This window comes from Arcobacter sp. L, assembly GCF_000284235.1.
Classification (GTDB): domain Bacteria; phylum Campylobacterota; class Campylobacteria; order Campylobacterales; family Arcobacteraceae; genus Aliarcobacter; species Aliarcobacter defluvii.
Map to the genome: position 1 here is coordinate 1,455,176 of NC_017192.1, position 18,178 is coordinate 1,473,353.

Here is an 18,178-nt window from a genome sequence, read left to right on the forward strand (position 1 = left end):
AAAATGGTATTATTCAAGCTTTAAAAATTTAAGCTTGAATAGTCATAGGATAAATATGGAAGAGTATATACTGTTAATTGATACAGAAGATGCAAAAGGATTAGTTTATAATATCTCAAAAGTTCTTTTTGCAAACCACTTAAATATAGAGCAAAATGCTGAATATGTTGACCCTGAAACAAAAAAGTTTTTTATGAGAAGTATAATATCAGGGAAAGTTTTAAAAAATATTTTATTAAAAGAGTTACAAGAAGTTTTACCAAAAGGTGCTTCAATTAAATTAAATAAAAAAGAGAAAAAAGATGTTGTTATTTTAGCAACAAAAGAGTCTCATGTTTTAGGTGATTTATTGATTCGTTATATTGCAGGAGAATTAAATGCAAATATCAAAGCAGTTATTGCAAATCATGAATATTTAAAAGATTTAGTAGAAAAGTTTAATATTCCTTTTACATGTATTAGCGCTGAAGGTCTTAGTAGAGAAGAACACGAAGATAAAATGATTGCAAAAATTTCTGAATATGAACCAGAACTTATCGTTCTTGCAAAATATATGAGAATTTTAACTCCAAAATTTGTAGAAGCATTCCCTAAAAAAGTTTTAAATATTCATCACTCATTTTTACCAGCATTTATTGGAGCAAATCCATATAAACAAGCTCATGAAAGAGGAGTTAAAATCATAGGAGCAACTGCACATTATGTAACTGATGATTTAGATGAAGGTCCGATTATTTTTCAAGATGTAGTAAGAGTTGATCATAGTTATTCTTGGGAAGATATGCGAAATGCAGGAAGAAATGTAGAAAAAATCGTATTATCAAATGCTTTTGAATTACTTTTAAATGATAGAGTATTTGTTCATGGAAACAAAACGGTAATTTTATAATGTTTAATATAGTTTTATTAGAACCACGAATACCTGGAAATGTTGGAACAATTGGAAGACTTTGTTTTGCTATGAATTGTACTTTACATCTTATTAAACCTTATGGTTTTGGTGAGATTACTGAAAAAGAAGTACGTCGCGCAGGACTTGATTATTGGTATGATTTAGATGTTAGAGAATATGAAAATATTGAAGATTTTTGGTTGAAAAATCCTTTTAATGATAGACATTTTTTAGCAACTACTAAAACAAAACAAGTATATTTTGATGCCGAATATAAAGTTGGTGATTATATATATTTTGGTAGAGAAGATGCTGGACTTCCTGTTTCTTTATTAGAAAAAAGTCCTAAAACTTGTATTACAATTCCCATGACAAATGAAGCAAGAAGTTTGAATATTGCAAATTCAGTATCAATCGTAGCTTACGAAGCTTTAAGACAAAACTTTAAAGATTTTAAATAAGTTTATTACTTTTTTCAATAAGTTTTATTACTGCTTCAAGTTCTTTTTGAAGTTTTTCTTTTTCTGAATCTTTTTTAGCTTCTTTAATCTCTTTTTTTATTTTTGCTTTTTTTAGAGATAATTTTTCAATTATCTCTTTAACTTTTTCTTGTTTAGATTCATCTAAACTCTCTTCTTTTAGATATTTTTTGATTTTATTGATAATTTTATCTAGGTTCATTTTGTGTATCTCCTATTTCTTTTAAAAGATTATTATTTATAAATAATATGCTTGCCATTTCAACAAGTTTTTTCTGAATAGAATAAACAGTCGCACTATCATTTATAAGAGAAGTTGCCATTGTTGCTTTTATTTTATCTTCTCTAATTAAAGCATCAATCTTTCCTGTGTTTGAAAAATCATTTGCTTGAAGTGTTGATTTTATCACTTCTAATTGAGTAAGTTTTTCCAAGTCTGTTTCATTACTATCAAGCATATTAATATCTATTAAAATTGTTGCTAACTCTTTTCTTAATATATTATACTCTTCTTTAATATATTCATTTCGGCTTTTTAAATAAAAATTAACATTTTTTTGAATATCTCTTGTATCTTTTAGAACTTCAATAATCAATTTTGCACTTCTTTTTATATTTGCAACTTCTCTTTGTTGTGAACTTGACATATTTTCTTGAGCAAAAGAAGAATATTTTATGATTTCACTATATAAGTTTTTTAAATTTGAATGATAAATTTCATCAATATTCGTATCGATTTTTGTAACTTCTTTAGAAATTTGTAAATCTAAATCTTCTTTTGTTTTTAGATTACTTGTATGAAGATTTAAAGCATGAAGCATAGCTTTTTGACAATTTTCATAAAGATTTATGCTCTCTTTTCTAATAGAAACTATAGCTGTATCTGGAACATTTAAATTTGAATCTAAAAGATATTTTGGTTTTGATAAAGCTGATACTTTTTTCTTAATAAGTTTTTCTGATAATTTTACTATTTGATTCACAAATGGTGAAAGTATGATAATTCCAAGTAAACTAAAAATAGTATGAAATAGTGATAATTTCATTCCATAATTATTTTCACTAATTCCTAAATAAGGAGCTAAGAAATCAACTAAATCTTTAAATTGATAAATGAATAGGGTAATTATTGTGGCTGTTATTATATTAAAAAGGAAATGTGCAAATGCAACTCTTTTACCATTTTCATTTGAAGCCAATGAAGCTAAAATAGCTGTAAAAGTTGTTCCTACATTAGCACCAATGGCTAAAGATAAAGCATTTATATAAATAATACTTCCAGCACTTAAAGCTGTGATAATAATAGCTAATGTTGCAGCACTTGATTGAATAATTACCGTTGCAACAGCTCCAATTAAAATGTAGATTATTATTCCAAGAGGTCCTTCCATAGCAAAAGAAGCTAAATCAATAGAATTTTTTAAAGTATCAAAACCATCTTTCATATATGAAATTCCAAGAAAAATAAATCCTAATCCTAAAAGAACATTTCCAATTCCCTTATATGTATTACTTTTTAAAAATCTTAAAACAACACCAAAAACTATCATAGGAAAAGCATAAGCTGAAATTTTTACATCAAATCCTAAACTTGAAACAATCCAAGCAGTAGTTGTACTTCCCAAATTTGAACCAAAGATTATTCCAATTCCTTGAACTAAAGTTAATAACTCAACAGATAAAAATGAGATAACAACTAAAGAGATAATAGAAGAACTTTGAACAATAGATGTTGATAAAAATCCAGTTAAAATAGAATAAAACAAATTACTTGTGAATTTTTGAAGTAATTTTTCTAAAATACCACCAGAAAGTTGTTTGAATCCTTCTTGCATAAAAAACATTCCAATCAAAAATATTGCGATTCCACTCAAGATTACAGTGAAGTTTTCTTGTGAAATTACAAAATATGCAAGGATAAGAAATCCAAAAGGTAAAAGTAAGTTTTTTGCCATTAAACATCCTAAAAATTATTTTTAAAACCTTTATTGTAGCAAATTAATATTAATATCTTTAGATTTACTATAATTTATAGATAATATAATATTTTGAACTCTTTTTTTCCCTTGTTTGTAAAAATTATCAACTATTTAACAAAAAATAAATATAATAAATATAGCTGTTAAGTAAGGATTATTTTTGTATAAAATTTTAGTTTTAGAAGATGATGAACTTTTTTCCTCAACACTTGAAGATTTTTTAAGTGATGAAGGTTTTATTGTTGATATTGCAAGTGATGGTGAAGAGTGTTTAAGTCTAAATTATGAAAAAAACTATGATTTATATATTTTTGATATAAATGTTCCAAAAATAAATGGTCTTGATTTATTATTAAATTTACGAAAAAGTGAAGATAACACCCCAACTATATTTTTAACTTCATATAAAGATAAAGATACTTTACATGATGCTTTTTTAAAAGGTTGCGATGATTATTTAAAAAAACCTGTTGATTTAGATGAGTTACTTTTACGAATAAAAGCTTTATTGAAAAGAAATAAAAAACAATTTGATATTATAAAGTTATCAGATAATTTAACTTTTAATCCTTTGAATAAAAGAGTTTATGAAAATGGAATTGATTTAAATCTTCCAGTAAAAGTTTTAGAATTATTTGAATTATTCATAGAAAATAGAGGAGAAATAGTTACAAAAGAGATGATTATTTCAAAACTTTGGGCTACAAGTGAAGGTTATAGTGAAGGTTCAATTAGAGTTTATATAAATCAAATCAAAAAACTTTTTGAAAATAAAGATTCAATTTCAAATATCAAAGGTATAGGATATAAAATTGAATTCTAAAAAAAGAGATTTTTTAATCTCAATATCTATAATTTTTACTTTTTGTTTAGTAATTATTTTGTATTTAAACTATTTTTTTATCTCTAAATTTGGTCTAAATCAAGATAATTTTATATATATAATTGTTCCTTTAATAATTTTAGGTTTATCTATATTTCTAAGTTTTTCAATTTCTATTTTAAAACCATTGTTTAAAAGTGATGAAAAGTTAGAACTTAGTATTAAAGAGACTATTCATGAACTAAATATTCCAGTTTCAACTATAAAAATGAATACTCAACTTTTAGAAAAAACAATTACAGATGAAAAGAGTTTAAAAAGATTAGAACGAATAAAACAAGCTAGTAATAATCTTTTAAAATTATATGAGAATATGGAATATAATATAAAAAAAGAGATTGATAAAATAGACAAACAAGAGTTTTTTTTAGATGAGATTATAAATACTTCTATTGAAAAATTTGATGATATAAAAAATGATACAAAAATTTTTGTAAATATACCAAATATAAAAGTTAAAAGCGATATGAATGGTTTTTTAAAAACTATTGATAATCTTATTTCAAATGCAATAAAATACAATATTAAAGAAAATCCAATAGTAGAAATTAGCTATAAAAACTCAATTTTATCAATTTATAATTCTGGTGAAAAAATTGACACTAAAAATCTTTTTATAGTTTTTGATAAATATTTCCAAGAAAATCCTTCTCATGATGGTTTTGGTTTAGGACTTGCTATGGTAAAAGAATTTTGTGATAAAAATAAAATTTTGATAAATATTGAAACTTTAGAGTTTGGAAATAAGTTCAATCTAAATTTGAAAAATATAATTATTTAAAAGCTTTGCTTTAAAATAAATTATTATATTATAGATGTAATTTTAAATTAAAAAAAGGAAATTCAATGGAACCAAGTATTGTATTTGCTATTGCAATAATATTTTTTGTTTTGATTATTATTGTAAAAGGTGTAAAAATTGTTCCACAATCAGATTTATACTTAATTGAAAGATTAGGAAAGTTTCATAAAGTTCTGCATGGTGGTTTTCATATTATTATTCCAATTATTGATAGAGTAAGAGCAGTTCTTACTTCAAGAGAACAATTAGTTGATATAGAAAAACAATCAGTTATTACACGAGATAATGTAAATATTTCTATTGATGGAATAGTTTTTTGTAAAGTTGATGATGCAATGCAAGCAACTTATAATGTAGTTGATTTTAAAAATGCAATTGCAAATCTTGCAATGACAACTTTAAGAGCTGAAATTGGTGGAATGGATTTAGATGATACTTTATCAAATAGAGAAACACTTAATGCAAAATTACAAAATGAATTAGGAAGTGCTGCAACAAACTGGGGAATCAAAGTAACTAGAGTTGAAATTTCTGATATTTCAGTTCCTGCTGAAATTGAAAGAGCTATGAATATGCAAATGGAAGCAGAAAGAGAAAAAAGAGCCATTGAAACAAAAGCACGAGCAGATAAAGAAGCAGTGATTAGAAAAGCAGAAGCATTTAAACAAGAAGAAGTTTTAAAAGCGGAAGCAATCGAAAGAATGGCTGATGCAAAAAGATATGAACAAGAACAAATGGCAGCAGGGCAACAAGAAGCTATGAGATTGATTAATATTTCAATGGTGGAAAATGAAAAAGCAGCAGAATTTTTACTTGCAAAAGATAGAATTGCAGCCTTTAGAGCATTGGCTGAAAGTAACTCAACTGATAAAATGATTTTACCTTATGAAGTTTCTCAAATGATAGGTTCAACATCTGTTTTAGGAGATGCTTTTTTCAAAGGTGTAAGTAATGGAGCTACAAATAATGCTTAGTGCGGTTGATCCATATATATTATTAGCAATAGGTGTAGCTTTGATAGCTTTAGAAGCTTTAATAGTTTCATTTATTCTTATTTGGTTTGGAATAGGTTTTATTATAGTTGCTTTAATTAGTTATTTTTTTATATTTTCAGGAGCTGTTTGGCAATTAGCTATTGTTTCCTTGATTTCATTATTTTTAATATTGATTTTAAGAAAAAAAGTTTTAGAAAAATTTTTAAAATCAAAAATGGAAATATCAGATGATTTTTTTAATGAAAAAGGAATAGGTGAGATAAAAAATTCAAAAGTTTTTTATAAAGGGACTTATTGGGAAATAGATTCAAAACTTGATGAGAAAGAGTTTAAAGAAGGTGAAAAAGTTGTAGTTCTAAAAACTTCTAGAAATAGTGCAACTATTGAAAAAAAGTAGAGAGATATTCTCTACTTTCCTCTAGATTATACGACATGACATAAAAAACTTAATTTATTCAAAATTGGTAACTCTCCATCTGCATATTTTAATAATACTTCATCTATTTTAATTTTATTTGTACCAGAAAAATATACTTTTATACCATTATCTTTTAAATTTTGAAAAGTTTTTTCTCCTACATGAAAAGCAATAAGAATATTTACATTTTTATCTTTTAACCAACTTACTACTGCTTTTTTATCTTCTTGTTCATTTTTTAAAATCTCAATTTTATTATTATTTATAAAAGCAAAATATTTCGCTTTTCCAAATTTTTTTGATAAACCACTATTTTCTTCTTCATTATTTAACGGTATTGCAATCATTTAATCTCCTTTGTTGCATTTTTCATAGAAAACTTATATCCAAGATATATAACAATGGGCCAAAGACTTAACCAGATTAATTCACTAATATATTCCATAATTCATACTCATTTTTAATAATTGTGAGAATCAGAAGATTCTATTTCATCTTTTGTAATTTTTACTCTATCCATACTGTACCAAGCATAAGCTATATAAGCTAATACAAAAGGTACCATTAAAGAAACATAACTCATAGTCATAAGTGTATAATGACTTCCTGAACTGTTCATAATAGTTAAACTACTTTGCAAATCGGATATTGATGGATAGTATGATGTGTTATTAAAACCAACATTTAAAAGCACAGCCATAACAGTTAGAACTATTCCAATTCCACCTGTTTTTATGCAACACGTTTTTTTAAATGTAATTGTCACAAAAACTGCAACTATAACCATAATAACACCAATTAAAAACATACTTAAAACAATAGGCATTTCTATAAAATTTTGAAGATATTTGTATTCTTGTAAGAAAATAATACCATCGTTTTGCACTGCAAATCCATCTTTTGTAAGAATCCAAAATATAAATCCTAAAAAGAAAACTAAGAAAAAAATCATATTTATTTTTATAGAATAAACAGCTTTTTCTCTAATTTTTTCATAATTTATATTATTTATAAAATATAAAGCTCCACTTATTTTTGCTAAAAAAACAAGCGAAAAGCCAAGTAAGTAATTATAAGGATTAAGTAGTGCTTCTAAACCTCTTAATGAATTTTGCCAATCTACAAAGTTATTACTATCAACTATAAATTCACTTCCGCTAAAAAATGTACTAATTGCAACACCTAATAAAAATGTTCCAATATTTCCATTTATTTTTAAAAAATTTTCATAGGTTTTTTGTCCAAGAAAATTGTTTGGTTTTGTTCTATATTCATAACTAACAGCTTGAATAATAAAACAAAAAAGTATTGCTAACCACACCCAGTAAGCTCCACCAAAACTTGTTGAATAAAATAGTGGAAAAGCAGCAAATAATGCTCCACCAAATAGAACTAAAGTTGTAAAACCAAGTTCCCATTTTCTTCCTATACTATTTATTAACATAGTTTTCTCAGTTTCATTTTCACTTAATTTATCTATTAAGGTTTGTCCTCCTTGAACAAACATTATAAATACAAAAAGACCTCCTAATAAAGATATTATTATCCACCAATATTGTTGGAGTGTTAAAAGTTCAAGCGATCCAAAGCCCATATTAATGCTCCTTGTCTGGACCAATTTTGATTTGTTTGGTCATTATTTTGATTTCGGCTATAAGTAACAATGTAAAAAGTATTGCAAATATAAAAAAACTTATCATTACATTTGTAGTTGCAATTTTTGTAGCAGCAATTCCCACAGGCATTAAATCTTGTATAGCCCAAGGTTGTCTTCCAACTTCTGCAACAATCCATCCTGCTTCACTTGCAATATATCCTAAAGGTATAGTAAATAAAGTAGCTTTTAAAATAATTGGGTAATTCATAATATCTCTTTTAGTAGATAAGAATAGAACAATAATAAAAAGTAGGGTAAACCAACTTCCTAAAATTACCATTATATGAAATGAATAAAAATTTATTGAGATGGGAGGAATCACATCTTGTGGATTTTTTATATGTCCATAACCAAAATATTGCATATTTTCGTCCAAGATTTTTCTAGCTTCAATCATTTTTGATTCATCACTTGATTTTTTTGCCTCTTTATAGGTTTCTAAAGCCTCAACGGCCAACTTTCCCTTTAGCATTTTTTCTTGTGTACTTATAATTCCTTGATCTTCATTACCATAAATTAAATCTTTAATTCCAGGAACAAAAGCATTAATGTTATGATACCCCAAAAAAGATAAAGCGTAAGGTATTGTAAACTCAAAAATAAAAGTTTTTTCATCATTTTCTAAAGTTTTATTTGGATTTAAAATTCCAATTGCAACAATACCAGCATCTTTTTCACCCTCATAAAGTCCTTCCATAGCCGCTAACTTCATTGGTTGTTTAAGTGCAACTTGATGAGCTGATTCATCTCCACTTAAAATTAAAAATAAAGATGTAATCAATCCAAATGTAGCTCCAATAATCATAGATTTTTTTGCAAATAATATGTCTCTTTTTTTTAGTAAATACCAAGCACTAACACCTATTACAAAAAGTGAAGCTAAAACATAACCACTTGCAATAGTATGTAAAAATTTGCTAATGGCAACTGGTGAAAGTAGTACATCCCAAAAATTATTCATCTCATTTCTTACTGTATTTGGGTTAAAAGTCATTCCAGTTGGATATTGCATCCACCCATTTGCCACAAGAATCCATAATGCAGATAGATTTGAACCAATTGCAACTAACCAAGTAGATATTAGGTGAAATTTCTTACTAACTTTATTCCAACCAAAAAACATAACTGCAAAAAATGTACTTTCCATAAAAAATGCTAAAATACCTTCAACAGCAAGTGGAGCTCCAAAAATATCTCCTACAAACCAAGAATAATTTGCCCAGTTTGTACCAAACTCAAATTCCATTATTATTCCTGTTGCAACTCCAATTGCAAAATTTATGGCAAATAATGTCATCCAAAATTTTGTAGTTTTTTTCCAAAACTCATCATTTGTTTTTACATAAATTGTTTCCATAATAGCAACAATAAAACCAAGACCAAGTGTCAAAGGAACAAAAATCCAATGATACATAGCAGTCAGTGCAAATTGAGCTCTAGACCAGTCAACTAAATGTTCTTCCATTTTGATTTCCTATTTAATTCTTTTTTGTTAGATTTTTATAAACAAAATCAACTTTTTCATCGTATGTTTTATATTCTGTATTTAATGATTTATCATGGATAAAATAATTAAGGAAAATAAGAATTACAAATAATTTTATAATTATAATTTTCCATAAAGTCTTTCCAATTGTCATACTTTTAAAACCATTAAGATAAAAATAATAAATATTTCTTATGTTAATCATATAATTTCCTCTTATTATTATCTTTATGAAATCATATCATTTTAAGATATAAGAGTCAATCAATCAGGAAAAATAAATTTTATTAAAATGTTAAATTTGTTATACTTCAAGCTTTAAAATCTAATTTTTAATAAAATAATAATATTTAAATGGATAAGGATTATGGAATATATTAGAGATATCTTTTTTGCTTTTTGCATATTTATAATTGGATATATGATTTTTAAATTTGATATTTTTAGAAAACTCTCAAAAAAAGGGGTAATAGAAAAAGATTTTAAAGGTTGTTATATTTTAAAGTATCCAAAACAAACAGAATTACATAATAAAGATAACATTTATAAAATTGATTTAGAAGAATTTTTTAGATTAAATCCCAAACTAAAAGGGAAAATCCCAGTTATAGAAAGACCTGAAATTGATTTTACAAAACCAAATGCAAAAAAAGAAGAAATTGAGGAACGTAGAAAAATAAGAGAAAAATACGGCATTAGTGATTTGGAAATAGAGTAAGAAAAACTTACTCTATTAATTATTTAATAACTTAAATTTTGATAGTCTTTATCTAATAATTTTTTTGCAACTTCAGCTGGTTTTGCCACACTTATACCTTCTAATAAAACTGTTTCATCTTTCGAAGCATTTGGTAAATAAAGAGGGCAAACTTCAACTTTAGCACCTTGTTTGATTAAAGCTTGTAACATCATTTTTGGTGATTTATCTTGAGGTTTTAAAATAGGACTTTCAATTCCTTTTACAGCTAAATCTCCTGCATCAGAACAAAGAGTCATATTTACTTCTTTTTTTTGTTTTAAAGTCATCATAGATAGAACCATTCCCATCATTTGAGTTTGTGCATCTTTTGATGTGATAACTACATTTAATCCTTTTGCTAAATTATCATTTGCAAAAAGAGAAGTTGATAAAACTAACGAAGATAATAAAATAGGTAAAGTTTTTTTCATATTATAAATCCTTATATAAAATTGTTTTAATATTATAATTAAAACTTATTTATTCTAAATAGTTTTAACTTATAATAAGATAAAAAAAGGAATTATTTTCCTCTTTTAAAAAGAAAACTTTTTGTAAAGTTTAAAGAAATAGATAATAGTTTTTATTTGAATGTAAATAAAAGGAATCATTAAAATAAAATAAGCCATAGAATATTTTGAAATGATTTCATTATATGTTAATCCAAAATTTATAAAAAACATACCAAACACAAAAAAAGCAACTCCAGGACAAATCAAAGCAAATGAAATTGCAGATTTTTCACCTGATTCTATATATTTTTCAAAGTATCCTATTTGTTTCATAACCATATATCCTAAAATACCAAATATAATTTGTAAAGATAAGATAATAGAAGTTAAGATAAATAAAGAAGTTCTTTCTACAGGTGAAGAATAGTGATGCTCTAATCCAAATGAAATTCTTATAAAAGCAATACCTAAAAGTGTTAAAATAGGAATAATTATCCAAATAGAAGGAGCTGCTTCAAGATTTAGCCCTTTTTCAAACATATTTTTGAAACCCAATGTTATTTTTATTAATATTAATAAAATTGATAAAGAGGCAAAAAATATTGAAAAGAATAATCCAATAGAATTTATAACTATATTATGGCTCATTGCTCCTGGTGCTGCAAATCCAACAGCAACCATTGCAAGGGCAAATATTGAAATCATTTGAGATAGGTTATTGTTTTTTGAAAAATCAAAATCACCTTTTGTTAAAAGTCTTGAAAAATACTCAAAAAATATCTTTAAAGCAAAATAACCAGTTGTTATAAAACCAAGTAGTGCAAAAGGAAATAAATATTCAACAAAACTCCAAAGACCAGGAACAAAAACTGCACCTAAAACAAAACAAACATTTATAGTCATTGTGTAAGTTAAAGGAAGAGTCATAAGAGTAATTTGTGCATTTGAATTTTTTAAATCTTCATAAGCTTTTGTTTTTTTATATAAGTTATATTGTTTTGTATTCCAAAGCAATAATTTGAAATGAAAAAAAGCAAATGCAATAATAAATACTAATGAAAATGAGATTACAAAAGATAACCAATCTCCTTTTAATAAAGCTGGCATTATAAAATCATAAGTTGCCATTGGTGTGTTTGGATGTGGAACTAAAAACATTAGATACATAAAAAATGATACACTTAATCCACCTGCACCTAACGCAGATAAAAAACAAGTCGGAGAGAATTTTTCTCTTAAAGTCATAAATAATCCTTAATAAATTTTTTTGTTATCTTACTTATTAATATATTAAAATATTATAAATAATATATAAGAGAAATTAATATATTAGAATTTAATTTATTCTTAGTATTATAATTATATATTATGATAAATTTATAAATTTATTTTATTTTTAAGGTCTAATTTATTTTAAATCATATACAATTCTTTTTATCAAAGGAAAAATATTATCCTTTGTTTAAAAGGAGAAACTTATGGCTTGCGATACAGGTGCAAAACCAATAGAAGAAAAAGAAACAGTTTTAGAAAATGAAAATAATAATGAAATAAAAAAGGAAAAAAATATGAGTTCAAGTTTAGTTTTAAGAAGAGTTCCAGAGTTCAAAATGGATGCTTATGATTCAAAAACAGGTCATTATACAACAGTTAGTAGTGAAGATTATAAAGGTAAATGGCACGTTGTTTGTTTTTATCCAGCAGATTTTACATTTGTTTGTCCAACTGAGATTGCAGCGATGAATGCAAAATATGATGAATTTCAAGAATTAGGAGTTGAAATTTTAGCTGTTTCAACTGATACAAAATTTTCTCATAAAAGATTTGTTGAAACTGAACCTTTATTAAAAGGATTAAAACTTACAATTGGAGCTGATTCAACAGGAAATGTAAGTAGAGCATTTGGTGTAATGATTGAAGAAGAGGGACAAGCTTTAAGAGGAAGATTTTTAATCAATCCTGATGGTGTTGTTGTAGCTCAAGAAGTTCAAGCTCCAATGGTTGGAAGAAATGTAAATGAATTTTTAAGACAAGTAAAAGCTTGGCAACATGCATCTAAAACAGGTGAAGTTTGTCCAGCTGGTTGGGTTCCTGGCAAAAAAACACTTCCAGTTAATACTGATGTTGAGCAAATGACAGGAAGAGTTGGTGATTATATTACTATTGAAGAAATTTTAGCCTAGTTTTTTTCTTATCCCAAGATTTTTCTTGGGATAATCACCTTTTTATTACAAATCTAACAAAAAATTAACAGAAAGTTAACAGAGTAGTTCTATCATTTCAAAAACTTATTTAAGGACTGAAATGAGACTAAAATACTCTATATTTGCACTAATTGCATTAAATGCAAATCTTTTATCAAATGAAACAATAAAACTAGAACAGATGTCAGTAACTGCTACAAAAGTTGAAAAAGCAACAAAAGAAGTAAGCGAAAGTATTGCTGTTGTAGATGAAAAAACAATCAAAGATAAAAATATCTTAAATATTCAAGATGCTTTACAAAATATTCCAGGTGTAATTGCTGAATCTTCATCAAATTCACCAAGTCCAAGACTAATTATTAGAGGTGCTGGATTAAAAGCTAGATATGGGGTAAGAGAAATCATGGTTATGAAAGATGGTGTTCCTATGACAGATCCAGATTCTTTTACTAGATTTGATTTTATTGATATGCAAGATGTTTCAAGTATTGAAGTTCAAAAAGGACCAGGGTCTATAAATGCTGTTAATTCAACAGGTGGAGTTATTCAGTTAATTACAAAATCAGTTTTTGATGAAGATAAAAATAGTTTCAAAGTTGGTGCTGGTGATGAAAATCAAAGAAATGTAAATCTTAAATTAAGAGGTGCAATAGATGAAAATGATTTTGCTTCATTTACATTTAGTTCAAGAAAAATCGATAACTCTTGGAGAGATAACAATGAGTTTGATACTACACAAGCAACTTTAAAATATGGTCATATTTTTGATGATGACTCAACAATCGAAAATGAACTTTCATATACAGAGTCAAATTTAGAACTTCCAGCTTCTATGACAAAAGAAGAGTTTGAGATTTTTAAACAAACAGGAAAACAACATGATACTTCAAGTCAATGGCAAAATAGTGCAAGGGATTCGAAAATCTTTTCATTAAATAGTAAATATGAAAAAGAAGTAGGAAATATTACATATAAACCAAGATTTTATTTTAACTCTTGGGAACATTTCCATCCTGTAACTGGTCTTATAAATGATGCTGATGACAATAAAGTATTTGGTACAGATTTAGAGTTTAATGCAGCTCATAAACTATTTGAAAAAGATGCAATGCTTGTTGGTGGATTGACATTTAAAATGGACAAAACTAATGATGCTAAAAAATATGAATATGCAGATGTTATAACTAATACTGTAACAACAGGTTGGGGTGCAAATAAAACAACAGTTGATCAAATAGTAAAAACTTTATCAAATAATAAAGGAGCCTTAGCTTCAACTGAAGATTCTCAAACTTTACTTTATGGTGCTTATTTAATGGAGAGTTTTAAAGCAACAGATAAATTGGGTTTTGATATTAGTACAAGAATTGATAAATTAAAATTTGATATAGATGGAAATGAAATTTCAACTTATGATTATTCAACAAAAAGTTATAAAGCTGGTATTGGTGAGTATTCAATAGATAATTCATTTACTCTATTTTCTGCAAAATTTGGTTCAAGTTATGCAATAACAGATAATACAAATATTTATGCATCAATTGCAACTGCAAATCAAGCTCCAACAACAAGTGAATTGGGAGAAAATGAAGATTTAGATAAATCTCAAAGTACAAACTATGAAATTGGATTAAAAACAAGAACTGATAAATTAGCTTATGATTTAGCACTTTTCCAGAATTTTGTAGATGATGAGATTATACAAATCAAAGATGCAAATGGAAATTCTATCTATGACAATGCAGGAAAAACAGATAAAAAAGGTTTAGAGTTTAATTTAGCTTATGATTTGACTTCAACTTTACAAGTTGGTGGAGCTTATGCTTATAGTAATTTTAAATTTGATACTTTTAATGAATCAGTGCGAGGAAGTTTAGTTTCAAGAGATGGAAACTATATGCCATTTATTCCAAAAAATCAATACTCACTATTTGCAGCTTATAATCTAGCAAATGGATTTAAAACAAGAGTAACTGCAAGAACTTATGGAAGTTATTATATGGATAATGCAAATACACAAAAGTATGAGGGTTATGATTTAATTACAGATTTTATGATTGGATATGAAAAAAGTAATCACAATATTCAGTTAAATATCAATAACTTATTTGATAAATATTATGCTTCAGAAGCTTCAAAAGATGTTTATGGGATTGAGTCATATAAAGCTGCAAGTCCTAGAATGACAATGCTTACATATACATATAAATTTTAGGAAATAATTATGGTAAATTTTGTAAAAAGAGATAAAAATGATATTTTTGGAATGCCTATTTTAAATATCATTTTTAAAAATAGAGTTTTTCAAAGAATAGTTCAGATTTTAGTTTTATTTTTATTTGCATATGCAATTTATATGGGATTTATTAATCCTACAAAAGAGGAAAATCTATTTACAACAGCACTCTTTTGGGGATTGTTTTGGCCATTTTCTATGGTTACAACATTATCAACATTTGGAAGAATTTTTTGTGGAATTTGTCCTCATGGATTTATAGGAAAATATATCACTAAATTTGGATTAAAAAGAAAAATTCCTCAAAGTTTAGCAAATCCTTTTATTGGAGTTTTTTTACTTTTTATTGGTTGGTGGGCTACATATTATATGTATCCGGAGTTTTTCAAAACACCTTATGCAACTGCACTTTTATTTTTTATTATGACTTTAGTTGCTGTAGTTTTTTATTATGTTTATGATGAAATGGCATATTGTAAATATATTTGTCCTATTGGAACTATGACAAAAGCTTTCTCAAAAGTAGGATTTACAAAACTTGAAACTTACAAAGAACACTGTTCATCTTGTAAAACATTTGATTGTGCAACTGCTTGTAGTTATAACTTAAAACCATTTACTTTTGCAAAGAAAAATTCTATGGAAGATTGTACTTTATGTATGGATTGTAGCAGTGTCTGTGAAAGTGTAGCTTTTAAATTTAAAAAACCTTCAAGCACATTATTTGATAAGTTTAAAACATCAAAAGCAGAAGTTTGGGCATTGATTTTTATAACAGCAGCTATTAGTATAACTATGGGATTTCATCACGCACTTGGAAGAAGTGCGATAGTTGAAGAGTTTTTTTGGACTAAAACAGCAAGATATTTTGAATCATTTATAAATTTTGGAACTATTGATGTTATTGGACTTTTTGCATTTTTATATGCAGTTTTAATTTCAATAGTTTTAAGTGTTGGAGGAATGTTTATAGCTTCAAAGATTTTAAAAGTTAATTTTCAAACTACATTTTACACTTTAGGATATGCTTTTGCTCCATTATTTATAATAGGTGGATTATCACATATTGGGGAATTTTTCTTTTATTCTTATGCTTCAAATATCGTAAATGGGTTTAATCAAGCTTTTTATTTAGGATTTGAAACTATGCAACCACTTGCAAGTAGAAAAGATGACTGGGTTCATATTTTTAAAGTTTTTAATCATATAGGTTATATTTGGGCTTTTGTGTTGATGATAGCAAGATTTAAACTAATAGAGAGCAAAACTATTTTAAAAGTTTTTGCTTTTCCTTTTGCATCTGCACTTATAATCTTTTATATGAGTCTAAATTTTTATACGGGTTATGTATTTAAAACTTATGGTGCAAATATGGGACACAATCATAAAAATCATCAAATGAGCATGGAGAATAAATGAATATCGAAGTTTTAAAAAATCTTATAGATTATGGAGTTATTGCTCTTTTACTTTTTATGAGTTTTATCTCATTTTGGTTTTTTGTTGAAAGAATAATCTTTTATAAAAAGTTAGATGTAAAAAGTTTTAAAAATAAAAAGGCTTTAGATATTGCTTTGACAAGACACCTAACAATCATAGGAACAATAGCTTCAAATTCACCTTATATTGGATTACTAGGAACTGTATTAGCAATAATGCTTACATTTTTTACTATGGGAAATGGTGACATTGATGCAGCAAAAATCATGAGTTCATTAGCACTTGCTTTAAAAGCAACTGCTATTGGACTTGTAGTTGCTATTAGTTCTCAGATTTTTTACAATATCTTAGGACGTTATGCAGAAGTTTTGGAAAGTTATTATGAAACTGAAGAAATATGATTCAATAAATGTAATACCATTTATTGATGTATTACTTGTTTTATTAACTATTGTTTTAATGACATCAACTTTTATTACAAAAGGAATAATTCCTATATCTCTTCCCAAAGCATCAAATGCTGAAAATCTAAAAGTAAATAAAGAGATAATAATAGTTATAAAAGAGGATGGAACTCTATTTTGTAATAATAATATAGAGGGTTTAAAGAATATAGAAGAACATATTTTACAATTTTCTAAAGATACACCAATTCATATAAATAGTGATAAAAATTCAAAATTTGAGATTTTTGTATCTGTTTTAGATATGTTAAAAAGATACGAATATTCAAATATCTCAATAGTGACTAAAAAATGAAAAGATATTTTAATTCTTTTATTATTGCATTAGTTTTTTATAGTTCTTTTGCTTTTGGAATTTTCTATTTTTTTATAGATAAAAAGATGATTATGAAAGACTCTCAAGTAGTTCAAAAAATATCTTTAAATCATATTGAGTTAAAACCTGAACCAGTTGTTAATCAAATAAAAGAAGAAAAGATTATACAAGAAGAAAAAAAAGAGCAAATTAAAGAAGAAATAAAACCAGAACCAATAGAAAAAGTAATTAAAAAAGAAGAAAAGAAAAAGGTTCAAAAAAAGCCAAAAGAGAAAAAAATAGAAAAAGAAAAAGTAGTTAGAAAAGAGGAAATAAAAGAGCAAAAAAATCCTACAAAAGAAGAAGTTGTAAAAGAAAATATAGTAAATAATAATATACAAAAAGAAATAAAAGAATTATCAGCTACAAAACCAGTAGTTGATGAAAAAAAAGAGTATTTAGAAAAACATTTAGCACTTATTAGAAATTTGATAAATCAAAATGTAAAATATCCTTTGAAAGCTAGAAAATTATCTATTCAAGGAGTTGTAACAGTAAGATTTAAAATCAATGAAAATGGTACAGTTGAAAATATTATTATAGTTGATGGTCATAAATTTTTACAAAATGCAACAATTGAAGCTATACAAGAGGCTTCAAGAAATTTTCCTAAAACAAATAAAACTATAGAAATTCAAATTCCAATAGAGTATAAGTTAATCTAAAAAAGTCATTTGTGAGTAATTTGTTTGTTATA

Annotated in this window: 21 protein-coding genes; 13 read left to right on the plus strand and 8 right to left on the minus strand. The window is 25.9% G+C overall.

Going from position 1 to position 18,178, the window contains the following annotated elements:
* The first annotated feature begins 55 nt into the window (after window positions 1–55).
* Complete coding sequence (purU, locus tag ABLL_RS07265) at window positions 56–889, plus strand: formyltetrahydrofolate deformylase (RefSeq protein WP_014474142.1); 834 nt, start codon at window positions 56–58, stop codon at window positions 887–889.
* Window positions 889–1,353 (plus strand): tRNA (cytidine(34)-2'-O)-methyltransferase, encoded by a 465-nt coding sequence (locus tag ABLL_RS07270; RefSeq protein ID WP_014474143.1) that lies wholly within the window; start codon window positions 889–891, stop codon window positions 1,351–1,353. The genes purU and ABLL_RS07270 overlap by 1 nt, the downstream gene beginning before the upstream one ends.
* On the opposite strand, the gene ABLL_RS07275 is transcribed toward ABLL_RS07270, so the two are convergent.
* Both ABLL_RS07275 and ABLL_RS07280 read right to left on the minus strand, forming a co-directional pair.
* Window positions 1,346–1,573 (minus strand): hypothetical protein, encoded by a 228-nt coding sequence (locus ABLL_RS07275; RefSeq protein WP_041654760.1) that lies wholly within the window; start codon window positions 1,571–1,573, stop codon window positions 1,346–1,348. The two genes, ABLL_RS07270 and ABLL_RS07275, sit on opposite strands and share 8 nt — an antisense overlap.
* On the minus strand, window positions 1,560–3,326 hold the full coding sequence (locus tag ABLL_RS07280) for a Na/Pi cotransporter family protein (protein ID WP_014474144.1): 1,767 nt from the start codon (window positions 3,324–3,326) through the stop codon (window positions 1,560–1,562). The genes ABLL_RS07275 and ABLL_RS07280 overlap by 14 nt, the downstream gene beginning before the upstream one ends.
* Window positions 3,327–3,510: 184 nt before the next feature.
* On the opposite strand from ABLL_RS07280, the gene ABLL_RS07285 reads away from it, so the two are divergent.
* The 4 genes from ABLL_RS07285 to ABLL_RS07300 all read left to right on the plus strand — a co-directional run bounded on the left by ABLL_RS07285 (window position 3,511) and on the right by ABLL_RS07300 (window position 6,427).
* Window positions 3,511–4,173 (plus strand): response regulator transcription factor, encoded by a 663-nt coding sequence (locus ABLL_RS07285; RefSeq protein ID WP_014474145.1) that lies wholly within the window; start codon window positions 3,511–3,513, stop codon window positions 4,171–4,173.
* Window positions 4,163–5,014: a sensor histidine kinase KdpD gene (locus tag ABLL_RS07290; protein ID WP_014474146.1), complete on the plus strand. Its 852-nt coding sequence runs from the start codon at window positions 4,163–4,165 to the stop codon at window positions 5,012–5,014. Before ABLL_RS07285 ends, ABLL_RS07290 begins: the two co-directional genes overlap by 11 nt.
* A gap of 65 nt (window positions 5,015–5,079) precedes the next feature.
* Window positions 5,080–6,009: an SPFH domain-containing protein gene (locus ABLL_RS07295; protein WP_014474147.1), complete on the plus strand. Its 930-nt coding sequence runs from the start codon at window positions 5,080–5,082 to the stop codon at window positions 6,007–6,009.
* Complete coding sequence (locus ABLL_RS07300) at window positions 5,987–6,427, plus strand: NfeD family protein (RefSeq protein WP_041654761.1); 441 nt, start codon at window positions 5,987–5,989, stop codon at window positions 6,425–6,427. Before ABLL_RS07295 ends, ABLL_RS07300 begins: the two co-directional genes overlap by 23 nt.
* A gap of 26 nt (window positions 6,428–6,453) precedes the next feature.
* Here ABLL_RS07300 and ABLL_RS07305 read toward each other — a convergent pair whose 3' ends face one another.
* From ABLL_RS07305 to ABLL_RS07320, 4 genes are all read right to left on the minus strand, one after another.
* Window positions 6,454–6,795, minus strand: coding sequence for a NifB/NifX family molybdenum-iron cluster-binding protein (locus ABLL_RS07305; RefSeq protein ID WP_014474149.1), 342 nt, complete (start codon window positions 6,793–6,795; stop codon window positions 6,454–6,456).
* A gap of 113 nt (window positions 6,796–6,908) precedes the next feature.
* Entirely contained in the window at window positions 6,909–8,042 is a 1,134-nt protein-coding gene (gene cydB / locus ABLL_RS07310) for a cytochrome d ubiquinol oxidase subunit II (RefSeq protein WP_014474150.1), read from the minus strand.
* A gap of 1 nt (window position 8,043) precedes the next feature.
* On the minus strand, window positions 8,044–9,570 hold the full coding sequence (locus ABLL_RS07315) for a cytochrome ubiquinol oxidase subunit I (RefSeq protein WP_014474151.1): 1,527 nt from the start codon (window positions 9,568–9,570) through the stop codon (window positions 8,044–8,046).
* Between the two features lie 13 nt (window positions 9,571–9,583).
* Window positions 9,584–9,796: a DUF4492 domain-containing protein gene (locus ABLL_RS07320; RefSeq protein WP_041654762.1), complete on the minus strand. Its 213-nt coding sequence runs from the start codon at window positions 9,794–9,796 to the stop codon at window positions 9,584–9,586.
* Between the two features lie 162 nt (window positions 9,797–9,958).
* Here ABLL_RS07320 and ABLL_RS07325 point away from each other — a divergent pair, with 162 nt between their 5' ends.
* A complete protein-coding gene (locus tag ABLL_RS07325; protein ID WP_041654763.1) occupies window positions 9,959–10,309 on the plus strand; it encodes a hypothetical protein in 351 nt (116 codons plus the stop codon).
* Between the two features lie 23 nt (window positions 10,310–10,332).
* On the opposite strand, the gene ABLL_RS07330 is transcribed toward ABLL_RS07325, so the two are convergent.
* On the minus strand, window positions 10,333–10,761 hold the full coding sequence (locus tag ABLL_RS07330; RefSeq protein ID WP_014474154.1) for a DsrE family protein: 429 nt from the start codon (window positions 10,759–10,761) through the stop codon (window positions 10,333–10,335).
* Between the two features lie 105 nt (window positions 10,762–10,866).
* Window positions 10,867–12,027, minus strand: a complete 1,161-nt coding sequence (locus tag ABLL_RS07335; protein ID WP_014474155.1) for a hypothetical protein — start codon at window positions 12,025–12,027, stop codon at window positions 10,867–10,869.
* A 365-nt stretch (window positions 12,028–12,392) separates the two neighbouring features.
* Between ABLL_RS07335 and ABLL_RS07340 the strand changes: the two genes are divergently transcribed.
* The 6 genes from ABLL_RS07340 (at window position 12,393) to ABLL_RS07365 (ending at window position 18,146) form a co-directional block, all read left to right on the plus strand.
* Entirely contained in the window at window positions 12,393–12,965 is a 573-nt protein-coding gene (locus tag ABLL_RS07340; RefSeq protein ID WP_371325618.1) for a peroxiredoxin, read from the plus strand.
* 121 nt (window positions 12,966–13,086) lie between these two features.
* Window positions 13,087–15,201, plus strand: a complete 2,115-nt coding sequence (locus tag ABLL_RS07345; RefSeq protein WP_014474157.1) for a TonB-dependent receptor — start codon at window positions 13,087–13,089, stop codon at window positions 15,199–15,201.
* Between the two features lie 9 nt (window positions 15,202–15,210).
* Complete coding sequence (locus ABLL_RS07350; RefSeq protein WP_014474158.1) at window positions 15,211–16,641, plus strand: 4Fe-4S binding protein; 1,431 nt, start codon at window positions 15,211–15,213, stop codon at window positions 16,639–16,641.
* Window positions 16,638–17,063 (plus strand): TonB-system energizer ExbB, encoded by a 426-nt coding sequence (exbB, locus tag ABLL_RS07355; RefSeq protein ID WP_014474159.1) that lies wholly within the window; start codon window positions 16,638–16,640, stop codon window positions 17,061–17,063. The genes ABLL_RS07350 and exbB overlap by 4 nt, the downstream gene beginning before the upstream one ends.
* The gene (gene exbD / locus ABLL_RS07360) at window positions 17,044–17,421 is read left to right on the plus strand and encodes a TonB system transport protein ExbD (protein ID WP_014474160.1); all 378 of its coding nucleotides are present in this window, start codon (window positions 17,044–17,046) and stop codon (window positions 17,419–17,421) included. Before exbB ends, exbD begins: the two co-directional genes overlap by 20 nt.
* Window positions 17,418–18,146, plus strand: a complete 729-nt coding sequence (locus ABLL_RS07365) for an energy transducer TonB (RefSeq protein WP_014474161.1) — start codon at window positions 17,418–17,420, stop codon at window positions 18,144–18,146. Before exbD ends, ABLL_RS07365 begins: the two co-directional genes overlap by 4 nt.
* Window positions 18,147–18,178: the final 32 nt, after the last annotated feature.